The organism is Ferruginibacter sp., from assembly GCF_049840995.1.
Taxonomy (GTDB): Bacteria; Bacteroidota; Bacteroidia; order Chitinophagales; family Chitinophagaceae; genus Ferruginibacter.
In genome coordinates this window covers 725,092-741,967 of sequence record NZ_JASGIP010000008.1, presented here as the reverse complement: position 1 = coordinate 741,967, position 16,876 = coordinate 725,092, and the positions used below count along the sequence as shown (strand labels likewise).

General features: G+C 44.1%; 11 protein-coding genes. All 11 read left to right on the top strand.

What is annotated here, in order from left to right:
* The first annotated feature begins 41 nt into the window (after positions 1 to 41).
* The 11 genes from QM738_RS24115 (at position 42) to QM738_RS24065 (ending at position 16,875) form a co-directional block, all read left to right on the top strand.
* On the top strand, positions 42 to 3,359 hold the full coding sequence (locus QM738_RS24115; RefSeq protein WP_462279331.1) for a TonB-dependent receptor: 3,318 nt from the start codon (positions 42 to 44) through the stop codon (positions 3,357 to 3,359).
* 24 nt (positions 3,360 to 3,383) lie between these two features.
* Positions 3,384 to 4,901, top strand: coding sequence for a RagB/SusD family nutrient uptake outer membrane protein (locus tag QM738_RS24110; protein ID WP_462279330.1), 1,518 nt, complete (start codon positions 3,384 to 3,386; stop codon positions 4,899 to 4,901).
* 143 nt (positions 4,902 to 5,044) lie between these two features.
* Positions 5,045 to 6,064, top strand: coding sequence for an alpha/beta hydrolase fold domain-containing protein (locus QM738_RS24105; protein ID WP_462279329.1), 1,020 nt, complete (start codon positions 5,045 to 5,047; stop codon positions 6,062 to 6,064).
* Between the two features lie 10 nt (positions 6,065 to 6,074).
* Entirely contained in the window at positions 6,075 to 7,949 is a 1,875-nt protein-coding gene (locus QM738_RS24100) for a pectinesterase family protein (RefSeq protein ID WP_462279328.1), read from the top strand.
* A 92-nt stretch (positions 7,950 to 8,041) separates the two neighbouring features.
* Entirely contained in the window at positions 8,042 to 8,830 is a 789-nt protein-coding gene (locus QM738_RS24095; protein WP_462279327.1) for an SDR family oxidoreductase, read from the top strand.
* Between the two features lie 412 nt (positions 8,831 to 9,242).
* Positions 9,243 to 10,286: a Gfo/Idh/MocA family oxidoreductase gene (locus tag QM738_RS24090; RefSeq protein WP_462279326.1), complete on the top strand. Its 1,044-nt coding sequence runs from the start codon at positions 9,243 to 9,245 to the stop codon at positions 10,284 to 10,286.
* A 377-nt stretch (positions 10,287 to 10,663) separates the two neighbouring features.
* Positions 10,664 to 11,434 (top strand): SDR family NAD(P)-dependent oxidoreductase, encoded by a 771-nt coding sequence (locus QM738_RS24085; protein ID WP_462279325.1) that lies wholly within the window; start codon positions 10,664 to 10,666, stop codon positions 11,432 to 11,434.
* A 171-nt stretch (positions 11,435 to 11,605) separates the two neighbouring features.
* Positions 11,606 to 12,436, top strand: a complete 831-nt coding sequence (kduI, locus tag QM738_RS24080) for a 5-dehydro-4-deoxy-D-glucuronate isomerase (protein ID WP_462279324.1) — start codon at positions 11,606 to 11,608, stop codon at positions 12,434 to 12,436.
* A gap of 118 nt (positions 12,437 to 12,554) precedes the next feature.
* Positions 12,555 to 14,483, top strand: coding sequence for a glycosyl hydrolase family 28 protein (locus QM738_RS24075; protein WP_462279323.1), 1,929 nt, complete (start codon positions 12,555 to 12,557; stop codon positions 14,481 to 14,483).
* The gene (locus QM738_RS24070) at positions 14,474 to 14,956 is read left to right on the top strand and encodes a hypothetical protein (protein ID WP_462279322.1); all 483 of its coding nucleotides are present in this window, start codon (positions 14,474 to 14,476) and stop codon (positions 14,954 to 14,956) included. The genes QM738_RS24075 and QM738_RS24070 overlap by 10 nt, the downstream gene beginning before the upstream one ends.
* Positions 14,957 to 14,979: 23 nt before the next feature.
* Entirely contained in the window at positions 14,980 to 16,875 is a 1,896-nt protein-coding gene (locus QM738_RS24065) for a DUF4350 domain-containing protein (RefSeq protein WP_462279321.1), read from the top strand.
* Position 16,876: the final 1 nt, after the last annotated feature.

The window sequence follows — 16,876 nt, the reverse complement described above, 5'->3', positions numbered from 1 at the left end:
CTTCACTATTCACTTATTATTAACCAAAACAACACAAAGGTATGAAATTGCTTGTTTCTATGGAAGCCTGGTCGCCGGGAAGGCGGTTGGGTTTAAAAAAACTATTGCTGGTTATGAAATTGTCTGTCATTTTTATCCTGGCAACTTGTCTTACTGCTACCGCCAGGAGCTATTCACAAAAGATCTCCATTTCATTACAGGAGGTGCCTGTGCAGCAGGTGTTTGATGTGATCCGCACACAAAGCGGGTACCAGTTCCTTTACACCGACAAAGTGATCTCCAAATCAAAACCGGTTACCATTATTGTAAAAGACGCCACGCTGGAACAGGCGCTTGAGCTTTGCTTTAAAAGCCAGCCGCTGGTATACACCATCGTTGAAAAAACGATCGTGGTGAAATTTAAAAAGATCCCTGAAGTAAAAGAACAGGCGCCGCCACCCGTTGCGCCACCTCCGCCACCCGTGGTAATAAAAGGGCGTGTGCTGAATGAAAAAGGAGAGCCAATGCCAGGGGTAACAGTTAAAGTAAAGAACTCGAACGTGGGTACAGAAACGGATGCTGCCGGAAATTTTTCTGTGGAAGTGGCCGATGAAAAAGCGGTGCTGGAACTTTCTTACGTGGGATATAAGACCATCTCTGCAGTGGTTGGAAAGAATACTTACTTCAATCTTTCGCTGAGCCTGGACGACAGGAAACTGAGTGATATAGTGGTGGTGGGTTATGGTACACAAAAGAAAAAAGATATCACCGGATCTGTATCGATGCTCAGTAGTAAAGACTTTAATGAAGGAGCTTTATTAAGCCCGCAGCAAAGTATACAGGGTAAATTACCGGGTGTGAATATTTCGCAGAACAGCGGTAAGCCCGGCGGTTCTAATACTGTAAGAGTGCGTGGCGGTACATCGCTTACTTCTTCCAACGATCCATTATACGTAATAGATGGTGTGCCTATTTCCAACAGTGCGGGCCAGGCACAGGCCAATATCAACAACTATGGTATTGATATTTTTGACCAGGAGCCTACCAATCCTTTAATGACCATTAACCCTGATGATATTGAATCGGTGACGGTTTTAAAAGATGCTTCTGCAACTGCGATCTATGGGGCAAGGGCTGCCAATGGTGTAATTGTTATTACTACCAAAAAAGGTGCAGCGGGAAGATCCAAAATAACCGTAGGCAGTTCTATCGGTATATCCAAGGTGGCCGGTACTTTAAAAGTATTATCTGCCGATCAATACCGCCAGGCCATTAAAGACCAGGGACTGACCATTGATGATAAAGGGGCCAACACAGACTGGCAGGATATGATCTATAAAACCGGTATCACACAGGATCATTATCTTTCTCTTTCCGGGGGTGTTGATAAAACTTCTTACCGTGCATCATTGGGTTATGGCGATCAGCAGGGCGTAATGCTGGCTTCTGATCTTAAAAGAGCGAATGCACGTATCAATATCAATCATTCGGCGCTTAAAGACAGGTTATTGTTCGATCTACGGGTGAACTACGGACAAACATTTTCCAAACAGGCGCCGGTGGCCAATACCGTGGGCAGTGAGTTTGGTACCAGCATGAATTACGAAGCGCTGGTGTTCAATCCTACTTATCCTGTATACGATCCCAATGGCAGGTATTATTTTGTTGCCCCTTATCGTGTTAATCCCGTTTCTTATTCCGACCAGGTGCTGGATCAGTTGACCAATAACCGTTTTATCGGCAACCTGTCCACCACGTTGAAAATATTACAACCACTCAGTGTTAATTTAAATCTTGGCTATACCGATCAGAATATCAACCGTAATTCCTTTATCAGTAAAAACAATTTGCTGGGCCAAGGTTCGGGCGGTTATGCCAGCGTGCAAAGGCTGGAAGATTACAGCAAACTGCTGGAGATGATCGTGCGGTATAACAAGAATTTTGGCAAACATGGGCTGGAAGCGTTGGCCGGTTATTCATGGCAGTATTTTGTGAGCGAGGGCGACCGCACCACTGCACAGGGATTTTTATCGGATGAATTTAAATGGTATAGTTTACAGGCTGCCAGCAGCATTACCAGTGTATCTACTTTTAAAGGCAGCAATACACTGATCTCTTTCTATGGCAGGGCGAATTACAGTTATGATGACAGGTTCCTGGTAACAGGTACTATCAGGAGGGACGGATCGAGCAGGTTTGGCTCGGGTAATAAATGGGGGGTATTCCCTTCCGGTTCTGTGGCCTGGAGACTGTCGAAAGAAAAATTCTTTGATGTAAAAGCGATCTCCGATCTTAAACTTCGTGTAAGCTATGGCGTTACCGGAAACCAGGAGATCGGTAACCTGAATTCTATTACTACATTGGGCGCCACCACCACCGGTTATATTGTAGGCGGGGTAAGGATCACCACCGTATTACCACAGCAATATGCCAACCCGAACTTAAAATGGGAACAGACCGGGCAGTTTGATGCCGGTGTGGACTATGTGCTTTTTGACGGCAGGATACGGGGTACCATTGATTATTATGTAAAAAAGACCACTGACCTTTTGTTACGTATACCCGTGCCATCGCCTACAGCCGTAAGTACACAATTGGCCAACGTGGGCAGTGTGCAGAACAAAGGGCTTGAAATTGATATTACCGGTAAAGTGATCGACAAAACCCATTTTAAATGGGAATCCGGTTTCAATATCAGCTTTAACAAGAATAAAGTACTGAGTTTATCGAACGAACAATACAGCGGTAATAATATCCAGATAGCGCCGCTGCAGGGTACTGTATCATTGGGTAAATATGCACAATTGATATTGCCCGGTCAGCCGCTCGGCACTTTCTGGGGACCAAGATTTACCGGCATCAGCAATGGTAAAGAAACATTTGCTGCAGGCGCCGATACCATCATTGGTTGTGCGCAACCCAAATTCATTTTTGGTTTCAACAACACTTTCAATTATAAAAAATGGACATTGAACTTCCTGTTCAGGGGTTCTGTTGGCAATGATGTATTTAATCTAACTGCTGCTAATATGAGTTACCTCAGCAATTTGCCCGGTAAGAATGTACTGGCATCAGCTGTTACCAGCGGTTTAAAAAGAGATGCGCCCAAAACATTCTCATCAAGATGGATAGAGGACGGCAGTTTTGTAAGGCTGGATAATATGACCCTGAGTTATGCTATCAGCCTGAGAAAAACATTTGTTACCAGTGCGAATGTATTTGTATCGGGCCAGAACCTGTTGCTGATATCCGGCTACTCAGGTGTGGATCCGGAAGTGAATGCGGAAATATCCAAAACCGGTGTTGCACCATTGGGTGTGGATTACCTGGGATATCCAAGGGCACGTTCGTTCAATTTTGGTATCAATGTATCATTTTAAATCATTAACCTAAACTTTTTAAATATGAACAATCGTTTTAAAATACTGGCGGCATTGGCATTAACTACCACGCTGCTGGGCGCCTGCACCAAGCTGGAAGAAGAGAAGTTTGGCAGCCTGTCGCCGGATACTTATTACCAGGGAGAAAAAGAAGCCCTGTCGTCTGTAGTGGGTGTGTACCAATTGCTATCACTCAATGTGGATATAGGCGATCCATGGCGCATGAAAGAATTCAGCACCGATGAATTCATTGTACCGGGCAGGGCCAATGGCGGCTGGTTCGATCAGAACAATATCGATCTTACCAAGCATGTGCAGAATGCGGATAATGCCACTATTGCAAGGGCATGGGTCAATATCTTCCAGGAGATCGGTACCGCCAATGCAGTGCTGGAAAGTTTGCAGAGTTCTCCCAATAAGGATAATATCAAACCACTCATTGCCGAAACCCGTGCATTGCGTGCGTATGGCTATTTCTTTGCAATGGACAACTGGGGCAATGTGCCATTGGTAACCGTGGCAAGAATAGATCCCAATAATTTACCAGGTACAACTTCCCGTACGGAAGTATATAATTTTATCGAAAGTGAAATGCTGGCATCCATTGCCGATCTGCCTTCTGCAAAAACGGTGGATCATACCGCTTACTATCCAAGGTTTACAAAAGAATCCATCTACACAGCGCTGGCTTATATGTACCTGAATGCGGAAGTATATACCGGTACGGCGCAATGGGGTAAAGTGGTAACCATGTGCGATAACGTGATCAACTCAGGTGCCTTTGCACTTACACCCAACGTGGTGGACAATTTTGCATCGCCTACGCAGGTGGGATCGAAAGAGATCATCTCTGCATTTACCAAAGATGCCACACAGAATGCGGGCAACAACCAGTTTATGCTGTATACCAACAATGGTTTGGACCAGTTGAAATACAACCTGCCTTTTTCGCCTGCTAACGGCTACAGCACCACGCAGGTATCACTGGATAAATACGAGAACCAGGATGTGCGCAAGACCTTGATAGAATATGGTCCGCAGTATTATTTAAATGGTGCACCATTGAATTATCCCAACGGCACACAACTGGTATTGATACCGGTGCAGGATATTGTATCGGCACAGGATAATGAAGGGTACAAGGTTTTAAAATATACGCCTGTAGGCACCAAGTGGTCGGGCTTTAACGGCGATAATGATTTTGTGCTGGAAAGATATTCAAATGTATTGCTGATGAAAGCAGAAGCATTGTTCAGGCAGGGGCAGACCGCGGCAGCATTGCCACTGGTGAACCAGGTAAGAACAAGAAGTAATGCCAGCGTATTAAGTACACTTACCTTAAAAGATATAGAAGATGAAAGAGCGAGGGAATTTATATGGGAAGGTTGCAGGAGAACGGACATGATCCGCTTCGGTGATTTCTTTACCGGCACCTGGGCCTTTAAAACCACGCAAACAGCATCTTTCAGGAAACTGTACCCGATACCAAACCAGCAGATAACTGCTAATCCAAAGCTGGTGCAGAACCCGGGTTATCAATAAGCTTTTTTCATAGTAGCAGTCGGCGTAGCAAGCAACCAGGGGTTATAATTCTTTATAACCCCTTTTTTACGCAAACGATGCCGTAATTAATGTGTGGTAAAAACAAAATAACCTGTAATTTCAAATCAATAATTCTTCGCTATATGAATAGTTATTTCATGTTGCCTTATCCAAAAGATCGTGGCAGGATAAAGACCTGGTTAATGATCTTATTTGCAATGACCGGAATAAAAGCAACTGCACAATCTTATGCAGGAGTTACCAATATAAGAGACACTTCTTATTCCACTTACAGCGCTTATATCAATACCAAAAAAGAATTCCCGGATATTAAAGTGGTGAATGAATTTCATTCAAAAGCAGTGGCTGAAAAAAGAAATATCACTTACAATGCCATTGGTAAAAGGGAGTTGAAGACCGATGTTTTTTATCTGGTAAAAGATACACCGGTGTTACGTACAGCTATCATCATCATACATGGGGGTGGCTGGCGCAGCGGCAACCGTACACAGCATTATCCGTTGGCGCAAAAGCTGGCAGAACTGGGTTATGTATGTATTACTCCCGAATACCGGCTTTCAACCGAAGCGCTTTTTCCCGCAGCTATTTACGATGCCAAAGCAGCGATACGCTGGGTAAGAAAGCATGCGGGTAAATATCATATCGATACCAACCGGATCGTCGCAATGGGGTTTTCGGCAGGAGGAGAGATGGCCGCTTTTTTAGGCACCACGGGCAATATGCCTTTATTTGAAGGCACGAATGGCTTTACAGATCTTCAAACACAGGTGAATGCTGTAGTGGATATTGATGGTACTTTATCTTTTGTACATCCCGAAACCGGCGAAGGCGACGACATTAAACGTACTTCTGCGGGAACTTACTGGTTCGGGTACCCGAAAAATGATAATTTTAAATTGTGGGAAGCAGCATCGCCTTTAAGCTATGCCGGAGGCAGAACACCGCCTACTTTGTTTTTGAACAGCGCCGTGGAAAGAATGCATGCCGGCAGGACAGATTATATGAAAATATTAAGCGGCTATAACATTTATACCGAAGTACATACATTTGAAGGAGCGCCGCATTCGTTCTGTTTGTTTGAACCCTGGTTTCAGCCCACCGTAAATTATATTGATGAATTTTTAAAGAAAGTATTTAAATAATAATTATAACATGAAAAGGATCTGTTTGCTATTGATGCTGCCGCTGGTATTGGCAGTAAATGTTTTTGCACAAACCTCCAACCCGCAGCAATACAAGTATGTCTTTACAGTTGCCAAAGATGGTACCGGTGATTATATGTTCATCCAGGATGCGATTGATGCTATGAGAGTGTACCCGTTGGCGCCAATAACGCTCTACATAAAGAATGGTGTGTATAATGAAAAGATAGAATTACCCGCCAACAACACAGATGTAACTTTTATTGGTGAAAGTGTGGACAGTACCATCATTGTATTCAATGATTATTCAGGGAAAGGCAAGCTCACTACATTTACCTCTTATACGGCAAAGATATCGGGCAACCGTTTCCTTGCAGAAAATATTACTTTTGCCAATTCAGCCGGCCCTGTAGGACAGGCGTTGGCGTTATACGTAGATGCAGATAAAGCAGTGTTTAAAAACTGTAAATTCCTCGGCAACCAGGATACTATCTTTACCAGTGGTGAGAATGCCCGCCAGTTTTTTGTGGATTGTTATATTGAAGGGACGACTGATTTTATTTTTGGCCCTTCTACGGCGGTGTTTCAGCGCTGTACTATAAAAGCAAAGATCAATTCGTTTGTTACAGCAGCCAGTACTACTAAGGGGGCAAGATTTGGTTATGTGTTTTTAGATTGTAAGATCATTGCCGACACAGCCGTGAATAAACTGTACCTGGGGCGACCCTGGCGTGCCAATGCAAAAACTGTTTTTATACGATGCGACCTGCCCAAAGTAATAGCGCCGGAAGGATGGCATAACTGGAGCAATCCTGAAAATGAAAAGACAGCCTATTATGCAGAGTACAAAAATACCGGCGAAGGTGCTGCAATTGCACAAAGGGTAAAATGGGCCAGACAATTAACTGAAAAGGAGATCAAACAGTATACCCTTGCAAATATTTTTGCGGGCAGCGGGTTTTCTGAAAAACAAGACCTATTTTGGTTACCTGATATTAGTTTGAAAGCAAAGCCTTTTGATATCGCAGTATTCAATCAAAAAACACCGCAGGTGATCCCTTTGTACCAGGGCGCTGTGCCCAATTCAAAACCTGTTGCGGATAAAGAAAGCTCCCTTTTTAAAGACAACGTTACCCGTATCTCCAAAGTGAGCAATCCTACTTTAACCATCTTCAAGCCTGCCAAGCCTAATGGGAAGGCGGTGATCATTTGTCCTGGTGGAGGCTACTCCATCATTACGTATGACAAAGAAGGTACAAGGGTGGCTGAGGAAATGATCCGCTGGGGCGTGACCGCTTTTGTATTGAAATACCGTTTGCCCGATGATACCAGTAATATCGACCGAAGCCTGGCGCCTTTGCAGGATGCACAACAGGCCATTCGTTTTGTGCGCAGCAATGCCAAAGAATGGGGTATTAAAAAAGACCAGGTGGGTATTATGGGATTTTCTGCCGGCGGACATGTTGCATCTACTGCTGCCACGCATTTTAATTTTAAAGCAGATGCGGATAATAATGATACCACTTCTGTAAGGCCGGATTTTGCGGTATTGATCTATCCTGTTATCAGCATGGATTCTGCCATTATGCACCGTGGCTCGCGGGACCGGTTGATCGGTAGTAAGCCTACGCAGGAAAAACAGGATTTTTTTAGTAACGACCTGCAGGTAACAAAAAACACGCCGCCTTCATTTTTGGTGCATGCCAGCGATGATGGAGGGGTGCCTGTAGAGAATAGTGTGCGCTATTATCTTGCCTGTATAAAAAATAAAGTGCCGGTAGAGACGCATTTCTATCCAAAGGGCGGACATGGTTTTGGTATGATCAATAAAACAACCGATGATGTGTGGATGGAAAGATTGAAGAACTGGCTGAACCGCCTTTAATATTAGCAATATAATAAGCTTAACCAGCTTTTAATACGATTGCATGATTGACTGTACTATTTTACCCTACATTTGAATTATAATAAACAGATATGGATTTACAACTAACGAATAAAGTGATCATCGTAAGCGGTGGTGCAAAAGGAATTGGCGAAGGTATTGTAAAAGTATTGGCTGCAGAAGGAGCCATACCGGTCATTATCGGCCGTAATGAGGCTGATAACCTGGCCACGGTTGCGGCTGTAGAAGCAGCCGGTGGCAAAGCAGCGCAGGTAGTGGCAGAATTATCCGAACCGGCAGCCTGCGAATCTGCAGTAAAAAAAATAATCGCAACCTTCGGCCGCATTGATGGCCTGGTGAACAATGCCGGTGTGAATGATGGCGTAGGGCTGGAGGGAGGCAACTATGAAAAATTCATGGCTTCTTTGCATAAGAACGTGGTGCATTATTATTTGCTGGCGCACCATGCTTTGCCCGAATTGATCAAATCAAAAGGCGCAATTGTTAATATCACTTCCAAAACTGCGGATACGGGTCAGGGTAATACGTCGGCTTATGCAGCCAGCAATGGTGGCCGCAATGCATTGACCAGGGAATGGGCGGTGGAACTGCTGAAATACGGCATCCGTGTAAATGCGGTGGTGGTGGCAGAATGCTTTACGCCTTTGTACGCCAAATGGATCGAGACTTTACCCAATCCCAAAGAAAAATTAAAAGAGATCGAGTCAAAGATACCTTTGGAGAACAGGATGACCACGGCGGAAGAAATTGCCAATGCGGTGGCTTTCCTTTTGTCTCCAAGATCGAGCCATACCACCGGGCAACTGGTGTACGTGGATGGAGGTTATGTGCATTTGGACAGGGCCTTGGCTAATGCATAAGGATGTTGCTTCGCAACAAAGGCTGGCCACGGATTACACGGATTTACACAGATTAAAATAGTTAAAAGGTATCCGTGAAAATCTGTGTAATCCGTGGCAAGCTAAACCACGCAGTGTGTTTATTTTTATCAGTTGCTTTGCAACAGGATATTTGGCCACGGATTACACGGATTTACACAGATTAAAACAGTTGCTAAGATATCCGTAAAAATTTGTGCAATCCGTGGCTAACAAAACCAGTCAGTGGGTTTGTTTTTTATCAGTTGCTTCGCAACAGGATATTTGGTCACTGATTACACGGATTTACACAGATTAAAGTAGTAAGAAGATATCCGTGAAAATCTGTGCAATCCGTGGCTAACAAAAACCACGCAGTGGTTTCATTTTTTTAATTTGCAGTTAAAAAATAATCATGCGCACTATTAAAACCGCGTTGTGTTCCTTCGGGATGAGTGGCTGGGTGTTTCATGCACCCTTTCTGCACCTGCATCCGGGTTTTGAATTGTATGCAGTGTGGGAGCGAAGTAAAAAGGCTGCAGCAGGAAAATATCCCGGTATTATTTCCTACGATACGTACGAAGCCATGCTGGCCGATGCTGCCATTGAGCTGGTGATCGTAAATACACCCAACTATACCCATTACGAGCTGGCAAAAAAAGCATTGCTGGCAGGCAAGCATATCATTGTAGAAAAACCATTTTGCATTACCGTAGCGGAATGTGATGAACTGATCGCACTGGCAAAGGAAAAAAACAAAATGATCTCGGTATACCAGAACCGGCGCTACGACAGCGATTTCAAGATTATTAAAAAAGTGCTGCAGGAAAATATGCTGGGCGATATCGTGGAAGCAGAATTTCATTTTGACCGTTACAGCGAGATCCTCAGTCCCAAAGTGCATAAGGAAACGCCGGGACCTGGAACAGGGTTGTTATATGACCTCGGTTCGCATTTGATAGACCAGGCATTGTGCCTGTTCGGCATGCCCGAAGCAGTTTTTGCCGATGTATTTGCCGCAAGAAAAATTTCTCTGGTGGATGATTATATGGAAATATTATTATTCTATCCTTCCAAGCGGGTGCGGATAAAAGCCAGTTACGTGGTACGGGAGCCATTGCCATCCTATGCCATTCATGGTACAAAAGGTTCTTTCATTAAAGCAAGAACGGATGTGCAGGAAAAAGCCTTGCAGGCGGGGCTTTCGCCGGATATGCCCGATTGGGGCAAAGAACCGGAAAATGAAATGGGGCTGCTGCACACCGAAAAAGACGGTAAAGAGATACGGGAATACCTGCATTCCGAAAACGGTAATTACCGGGAATATTATGATGGCATTTATCAAACCCTTACCGCGGGGGCGCCCCTGCCGGTATCGGCCGAAGAGGGGAAAAATGTGATCCAAGTAATAGAAAAAGCCTACCAGAGCAACCGGGAAAAAAAAGTAGTGACATTTTGATCGCTGACAGCCGTTTTGAGTGTGCTTAAAAAATACCATCCGTTTACCCTGGAAACACTATTTTCAGGCATCGTAAAAATCTACGAAAAGATTTCAACAACAAGGATTTATGCGTTTTTTTGCCGGGGCATTTGTAAGGAAAACGATGTCGGGAACGATTGCGTAAATAAAGCCCTTTTAATAGTTTTTTCCCTTGAAATATAGTGGTAAAATTGAAGCTGGAAAAAGGAATAATTGACCCGGAAAATAGCTATAGAAACGAACTTTTTGCAGGAGGTTCGTATAAAATATAAACTTCATCATTAAAAGCTGCAATTTCCTATACCCTCACTAAAGTTGAAGGGTAGGGATCAGGGGCACAAAACGATTGTAAAAAAATGAACATTTTAGACCAGTTTAAGCTAACCGGTAAAACGGCATTGGTAACAGGATGCAACAAAGGAATAGGAAAAGCAATGGCACTGGGTTTAGCCGAAGCAGGTGCAGATATCATCGGCGTATCCGCAACGCTGGCCCTCAGCGGCAGCGAAATTGAGAACGAAGTAAAAGCATTGGGCAGGAATTTTAAAGCTTATCAATGCGATTTCGGCAACAGGGAATCCATCACCGCCTTCACCCAAAAAGTTACTGCAGAGAATAACGTGATCGATATTTTAGTGAATAACGCCGGTACCATCATGCGTAATCCCGCTGCGGAACACAGTGATGAGTATTGGGACAAAGTGATCGCTATCAATCTCGATGCACAATTCATCATCACCCGCGAGATCGGTAAAAAAATGATCGGGCAGGGCAGTGGCAAGATCATTTTCACGGCATCGCTACTGAGCTTCCAGGGCGGTATCAATGTGCCGGGCTATGCAGCCAGTAAGGGCGCTATTGCCAGCCTGATAAAGGCTTTTGCCAACGAATGGGCAGGCAAGGGACTGAATGTAAATGGTATTGCACCGGGCTATATCGCTACGGATAATACCGAAGCATTGCGTGCCGATCCGGTGCGTAGTAAATCGATCCTCGACCGCATTCCGGCTAACCGTTGGGGTGAGGTGGAAGATTTTAAAGGCCCTACCGTATTCCTGGCCAGCAAAGCAAGTGATTATATGAATGGAACGATTGTAACGGTGGATGGAGGATGGATGGGACGATAACCCCCTCCGCCCCCTGAAGGGGGAACTAGAAGCGACGAAAATTAAAGGTTGAAAGTTTAAAGTTCAGAATTGAAAGTTAAAAGTTGAAAGTGTTATGTGATAGAAAAGTAATGGCAAACTTGTGACGCTACTCACGACTGACCACTCACGTCTCACGATAAAAAAAAGAAAATGCAGATAAGATTTCACAACAGTCCAAAAGAAGTAAGCCGCATGAATGCGGAAGAGCTGCGCAGTAATTTTTTGGTACAGAACATTATGGTTGCGGGCGAAATAAATTTTGTGTACACCCATTACGACAGGGTGATCATCGGTGGCGTAGTGCCGGGTACCAAAGCAATTGCATTGCCCACTTATCCTTCCCTGAGGGCGGATTATTTTTTAGAAAGAAGGGAACTCGGCGCTATCAATGTAGGGGGCGATGGTGAAATAACCGTGGATGGAAAAACCTACGAACTAAGCAGGCTCGATTGCCTGTACATGGGCAAGGGTTGCCAGAAAGTTACTTTCAAAAGCAAAAAGAAAGATAACCCGGCCAAGTTCTATTTGCTTTCTTCGCCTGCGCACCACAGCTATCCCACCAAACTGATGAAGAAAGAAAAAGCATCGCCAACAGAAATGGGCGCTGTATTCACGGCCAATCAAAGAACGATCTATAAATACATTCATGCTGATGGTTTAAAAAGCTGCCAGCTGGTAATGGGGCTCACCATTTTAAAAGAAGGCAGTGTATGGAACACGATGCCGACACACGTGCACGACCGCAGGATGGAAGCCTACTTTTATTTTGATGTACCGGAAAATCAAAAGATCATTCACCTGATGGGTGAACCAACCGAAACAAAGCACCTGGTGGTGAGCAATGATGAAGCCATCATTTCGCCGCCATGGAGCATACACAGCGGTTGCGGCACCAGCAATTACGGTTTTATATGGGGCATGGCCGGTGAAAATTTTATTTACACCGACATGGATCCCGTTAACATAAATGACCTGAGATAGTTTTTGTACCGGCATGCAACCTTGATTTTCCTGCGTTGCATGGAACATCCCGCTTTGCGGGACTCTTGTACAGTATCTCTTTATTCGCCATACTAAACAACGATCTTGCTAAACATTCATGAAAAAGTTTTTGCTCATAGCAGTTATCAGCATTAGTGGTCTTGCATTTTTATCACCTGATAAAAAGCCCACTATTTTTTTAATTGGCGACAGCACCTGTGCCAACAAACCATTGGAAGATAATCCTGAAAGAGGCTGGGGGCAGTTACTGCCGGAATATTTTACCGGCGATGTAGAGATACAGAACCATGCGGTGAATGGCCGCAGTACCAAAAGTTTTATCAACGAACATCGCTGGGATACGGTAATGAGCCGTTTGAAAGCCGGTGATTTTGTAATGATACAGTTCGGGCATAACGACGAAAAATCGGAAGACAGCACCCGTTCTGCACCGGCCCATACGCTGTACAAAGAAAACCTGATCCGTTTTATCAACGATGTGCGCAGCAAAGGCGCCACACCTGTTTTGATAACACCCGTAATGCGCCGCAGTTTTGATGCACAGGGAAAATTCACTGATACACATGGCGATTATCCTGCTGTGGTAAAAGAAGTAGGTTTGCAGTTAGGCGTTGCCGTTATAGACCTGCACCAAAGCAGTGAAGCACTGATCGTTAAAGAAGGCGTGGAAGACAGCAAACGGTTTTTTCTGCATATTCCCGCAGGGCATTTTAAAACACAAAAGGGCGTAAGGGAAGATAATACACATTTCAGCGAATACGGCGCTCGTTCTATGGCCTCACTCGTTTGTCAGTCTATTAAAGAGCAGCACCTGCCAATGGAAAAATACCTGGCGCCTTCTGATTTTAAAGAGAAAATGGCTTTTGAATTACCGAAAGTATATGTACCGCATTTTAAGAAAGACACTTTCAATATCCTGAATTATGGCGCCATTGCCGATGGACTTACACTTAATTCTGCTGCTATCAACAAAGCAATTGATGAGTGTGCCAAAGGCGGAGGCGGTACCGTGGTGGTACCCAAAGGCAGTTTTGTTACCGGCCCCATCATCATGAAAAGCAATATCAACCTGCACCTGGATAAAGGGGCCTTGATCATATTCACGCCGGACTTTAGCCAGTATCCTTTAGTGGCTTCTACTTTTGAAGGGGTACAGGCTGCAAGATGCCAGTCGCCATTTACTGCAGAGAACCTGGAGAATATTGCCATCACCGGAGAAGGTATTATGGATGGTAATGGTTTTTACTGGCGCCCGTTGAAGAAAGATAAACAAACAGAAACCGAGTGGAAGGCGCATCAGAAAAAATATGGCGGCGTTTTAACAGAAGATAAAAAAACATGGTACTCTTCTGCAAAGGCATTGAAAGGTTCTTTATCCGGCAATGTAGGTAAACTGGATGCGGGTAAAACTTTAAAAGATTATGAAGATGTAAAAGATTTTCTCCGTCCGAATATGATCCGCATTTTCAACTGTAAAAATATTTTGATACAGGATGTTACTTTTGAAAACTCGCCTGCATGGACCACGCATATCCAGGAATCGCAGCATATCACACTTATAAATCTTACGGTAAAGAATCCATGGTTCGGCACCAATAATGATGCACTGGACCTGGAAAGCAGCAGGAATGCGATGGTGCTGGGTTGTCATTTTGATACCGGCGATGATGGTATCTGTATTAAAAGCGGCCGCGATGAAGAAGGAAGAAGAAAAGGACTGGCTACAAAAGATGTGATCGTGAAAAATTGTATTGTTTATCATGCACACGGTGGTTTTGTAGTGGGCAGCGAAATGAGCGGTGGCGCCAACAATCTTTTTGTAAGCGATTGTAATTTTATCGGCAGCGATATCGGTCTTCGTTTTAAGACCACCCGTGGCCGCGGTGGAATGGTAGAGAATATTTACGTGAATAATGTGAATATGAAAGATATTCCTGCAGAAGCCATTTTGTTTGATATGTATTATATGGCCAAAGACCCGGTGGTATTATCGGGAGAAAAAGGGAACCACCTGCCGTGGAAATAAAACCCGTGAATGAAGGCACACCGCAGTTCCAAAATTTTTATTTGCGCAATATCACCTGCAATGGCGCCGCCAAAGGCATTTTTGTAAGGGGTATACCCGAAATGCATGTAAAGAATATCTGGATTGAGAATGCTGTATTACAGGCCGATGAAGGCATCGATATACAGGAGGCCAGCAATATTAACCTGAATAATGTTACCATGCTGAGCAGGAACACCAATCCTGTTGCCTATGTTTTGAATAGTGATAATATCAACATCACTAATTTAAAATATAAGGATAGCGCGGATGTATTGGCCATTGTGCAGGGAGAAAGAACAAAGAATGTAAATATTTTAAATACCGATGTTACTAAAGCCAAACAAAAACTGAATACCGGCTTTGGTGTTACAGATGCAGTGGTAAGCTGGGAAGCAACGCCGCCTGCACCCGTTAATGATAAAAAGAAAAAAACAAAATCTAAGACAAAATAAGCAGCGCAGTAAATATCATTCGTATGAAAAAGATTATCCTGGTTTTTTTGATCGCTCTTTCAGCAAACACATTTGCACAATCAGTGGAAGAGAAAGTGGCGGCTACCGTAATGAGCCTGTGGAAAGATACCGTGCCCATTGGCAGCAATACCAAATGGAGTTACGATATGGGCGTGGTGCTGAAAGGCTTTGAAGGTTTGTGGATGAATACCGGCAAGGCCGAATACTTCTTTGATATACAAAGGAAGATGGACTATTTTGTAAAAGACGACGGTACTATTAAAGGTTACGATAAAGATGATTACAATATTGATTTTGTGAACAATGGTAAACTGGTACTGCTGTTGTACAGGGTAACCGGTAAAGACAAATACAAAAAAGCGGCCGACCTGCTCCGCAGCCAGCTGGCATCACAGCCACGCACACACGAAGGGGGCTTCTGGCATAAAAAGATATACACCAATCAAATGTGGTTAGATGGCTTATATATGGGCGAACCATTTTATGCTGAATACGCCATGCTGTTCCATGAAGACACAGCCTTTAATGATATTGCCAACCAGTTCATCTGGATGGAAAAACATGCAAGGGATGCCAAGACCGGGTTATTATACCACGCATGGGATGAAAGCAAAGAACAGAAATGGGCCAATAAAGAAACCGGTACTTCTCCCTTGTTCTGGGCAAGGGCCATGGGCTGGTACAGCGATGCGCTGGTGGATGCACTGGAATATTTTCCTGTCAATCATCCCAAAAGGAAAGCATTGATCGACATCCTGAACAGGCTGGTGAATGCGATAGAAAAACAACAGGATAAAGCAACAGGGTTGTGGTACGATATCATGAATTACAGCGGACCCGGTAAAGAAAAAAATTACCTGGAGAACAGTGCCAGCTGCCAGTTTGTATATGCTATTGCAAAGGGGGTTAGAAAAGGATATTTACCTGCTGCTAAAATTGCCATTGCTAAAAAAGGGTATGAAGGCATACTGAATAAATTCATCAAAGAAGAGAACGGGCAAACTGATGTATTGGGCACTGTAAAAGTAAGCGGCCTGGGTGGTAATCCTTACCGTGATGGCAGCTTTGAATATTACATGAGCGAACAGGTGATCCCTAATGATGCAAAAGGCATTGGTGCCTTTTTACTGGCCGCGAGTGAAATGTACATGGTACCTACACAAAGCATTGGTGCCGGCAAAACCGTGTTGCTGGACCGTTGGTTCAACAGCGAAAAAAAGAAGGACGTGACCGGTGCAGATACTTACTGGCATTATGTATGGGAAGAAAGAAGTCATCCCGGTTTTTATACACTGGGCAGCGTATTTCAACGCTATGGTGCAAAACTGGCATCGCTGGATGTAGCGCCTACTGCAGCTAATTTAAAAAATGCACAGGTATACATTATTGTTGACCCGGATCATATCAGGGATAATCCCAAACCCAACTTTGTGAATGCTGCGGATGTAAAAGCCATCAGCGACTGGGTAAAGGCAGGCGGCACTTTATTATTAATGGCCAACGACAGTAACAACTGCGACCTGAAACATTTTAATTTACTGGGTGCTGCATTTGGTATCCAGTTTACCGATAAAAGTGTGAATATGGTAAAGAACGACCAGTTTGAACAGGGCGTTGTGGTGCCCGGTGCCAACAACCCAGTATTCACCACGCCTAAAAAAATGTATTTAAAAGAAGTGAGCACACTGGATATAAAATCGCCGGCTGTTGCCAATGCGGTGAAAGATGGTGACGTGATCATTGCCACTGCTAATTATGGCAAAGGAAAAGTGCTGGCCGTAGGCGATCCATGGCTGTACAACGAATACCTGGACAACCGTAAGCTGCCACTGGAATATGAGAACTATAAATCTGCAGAGAACCTGGTGAAGTGGTTACTGCAATCACCCAAAAAATAAA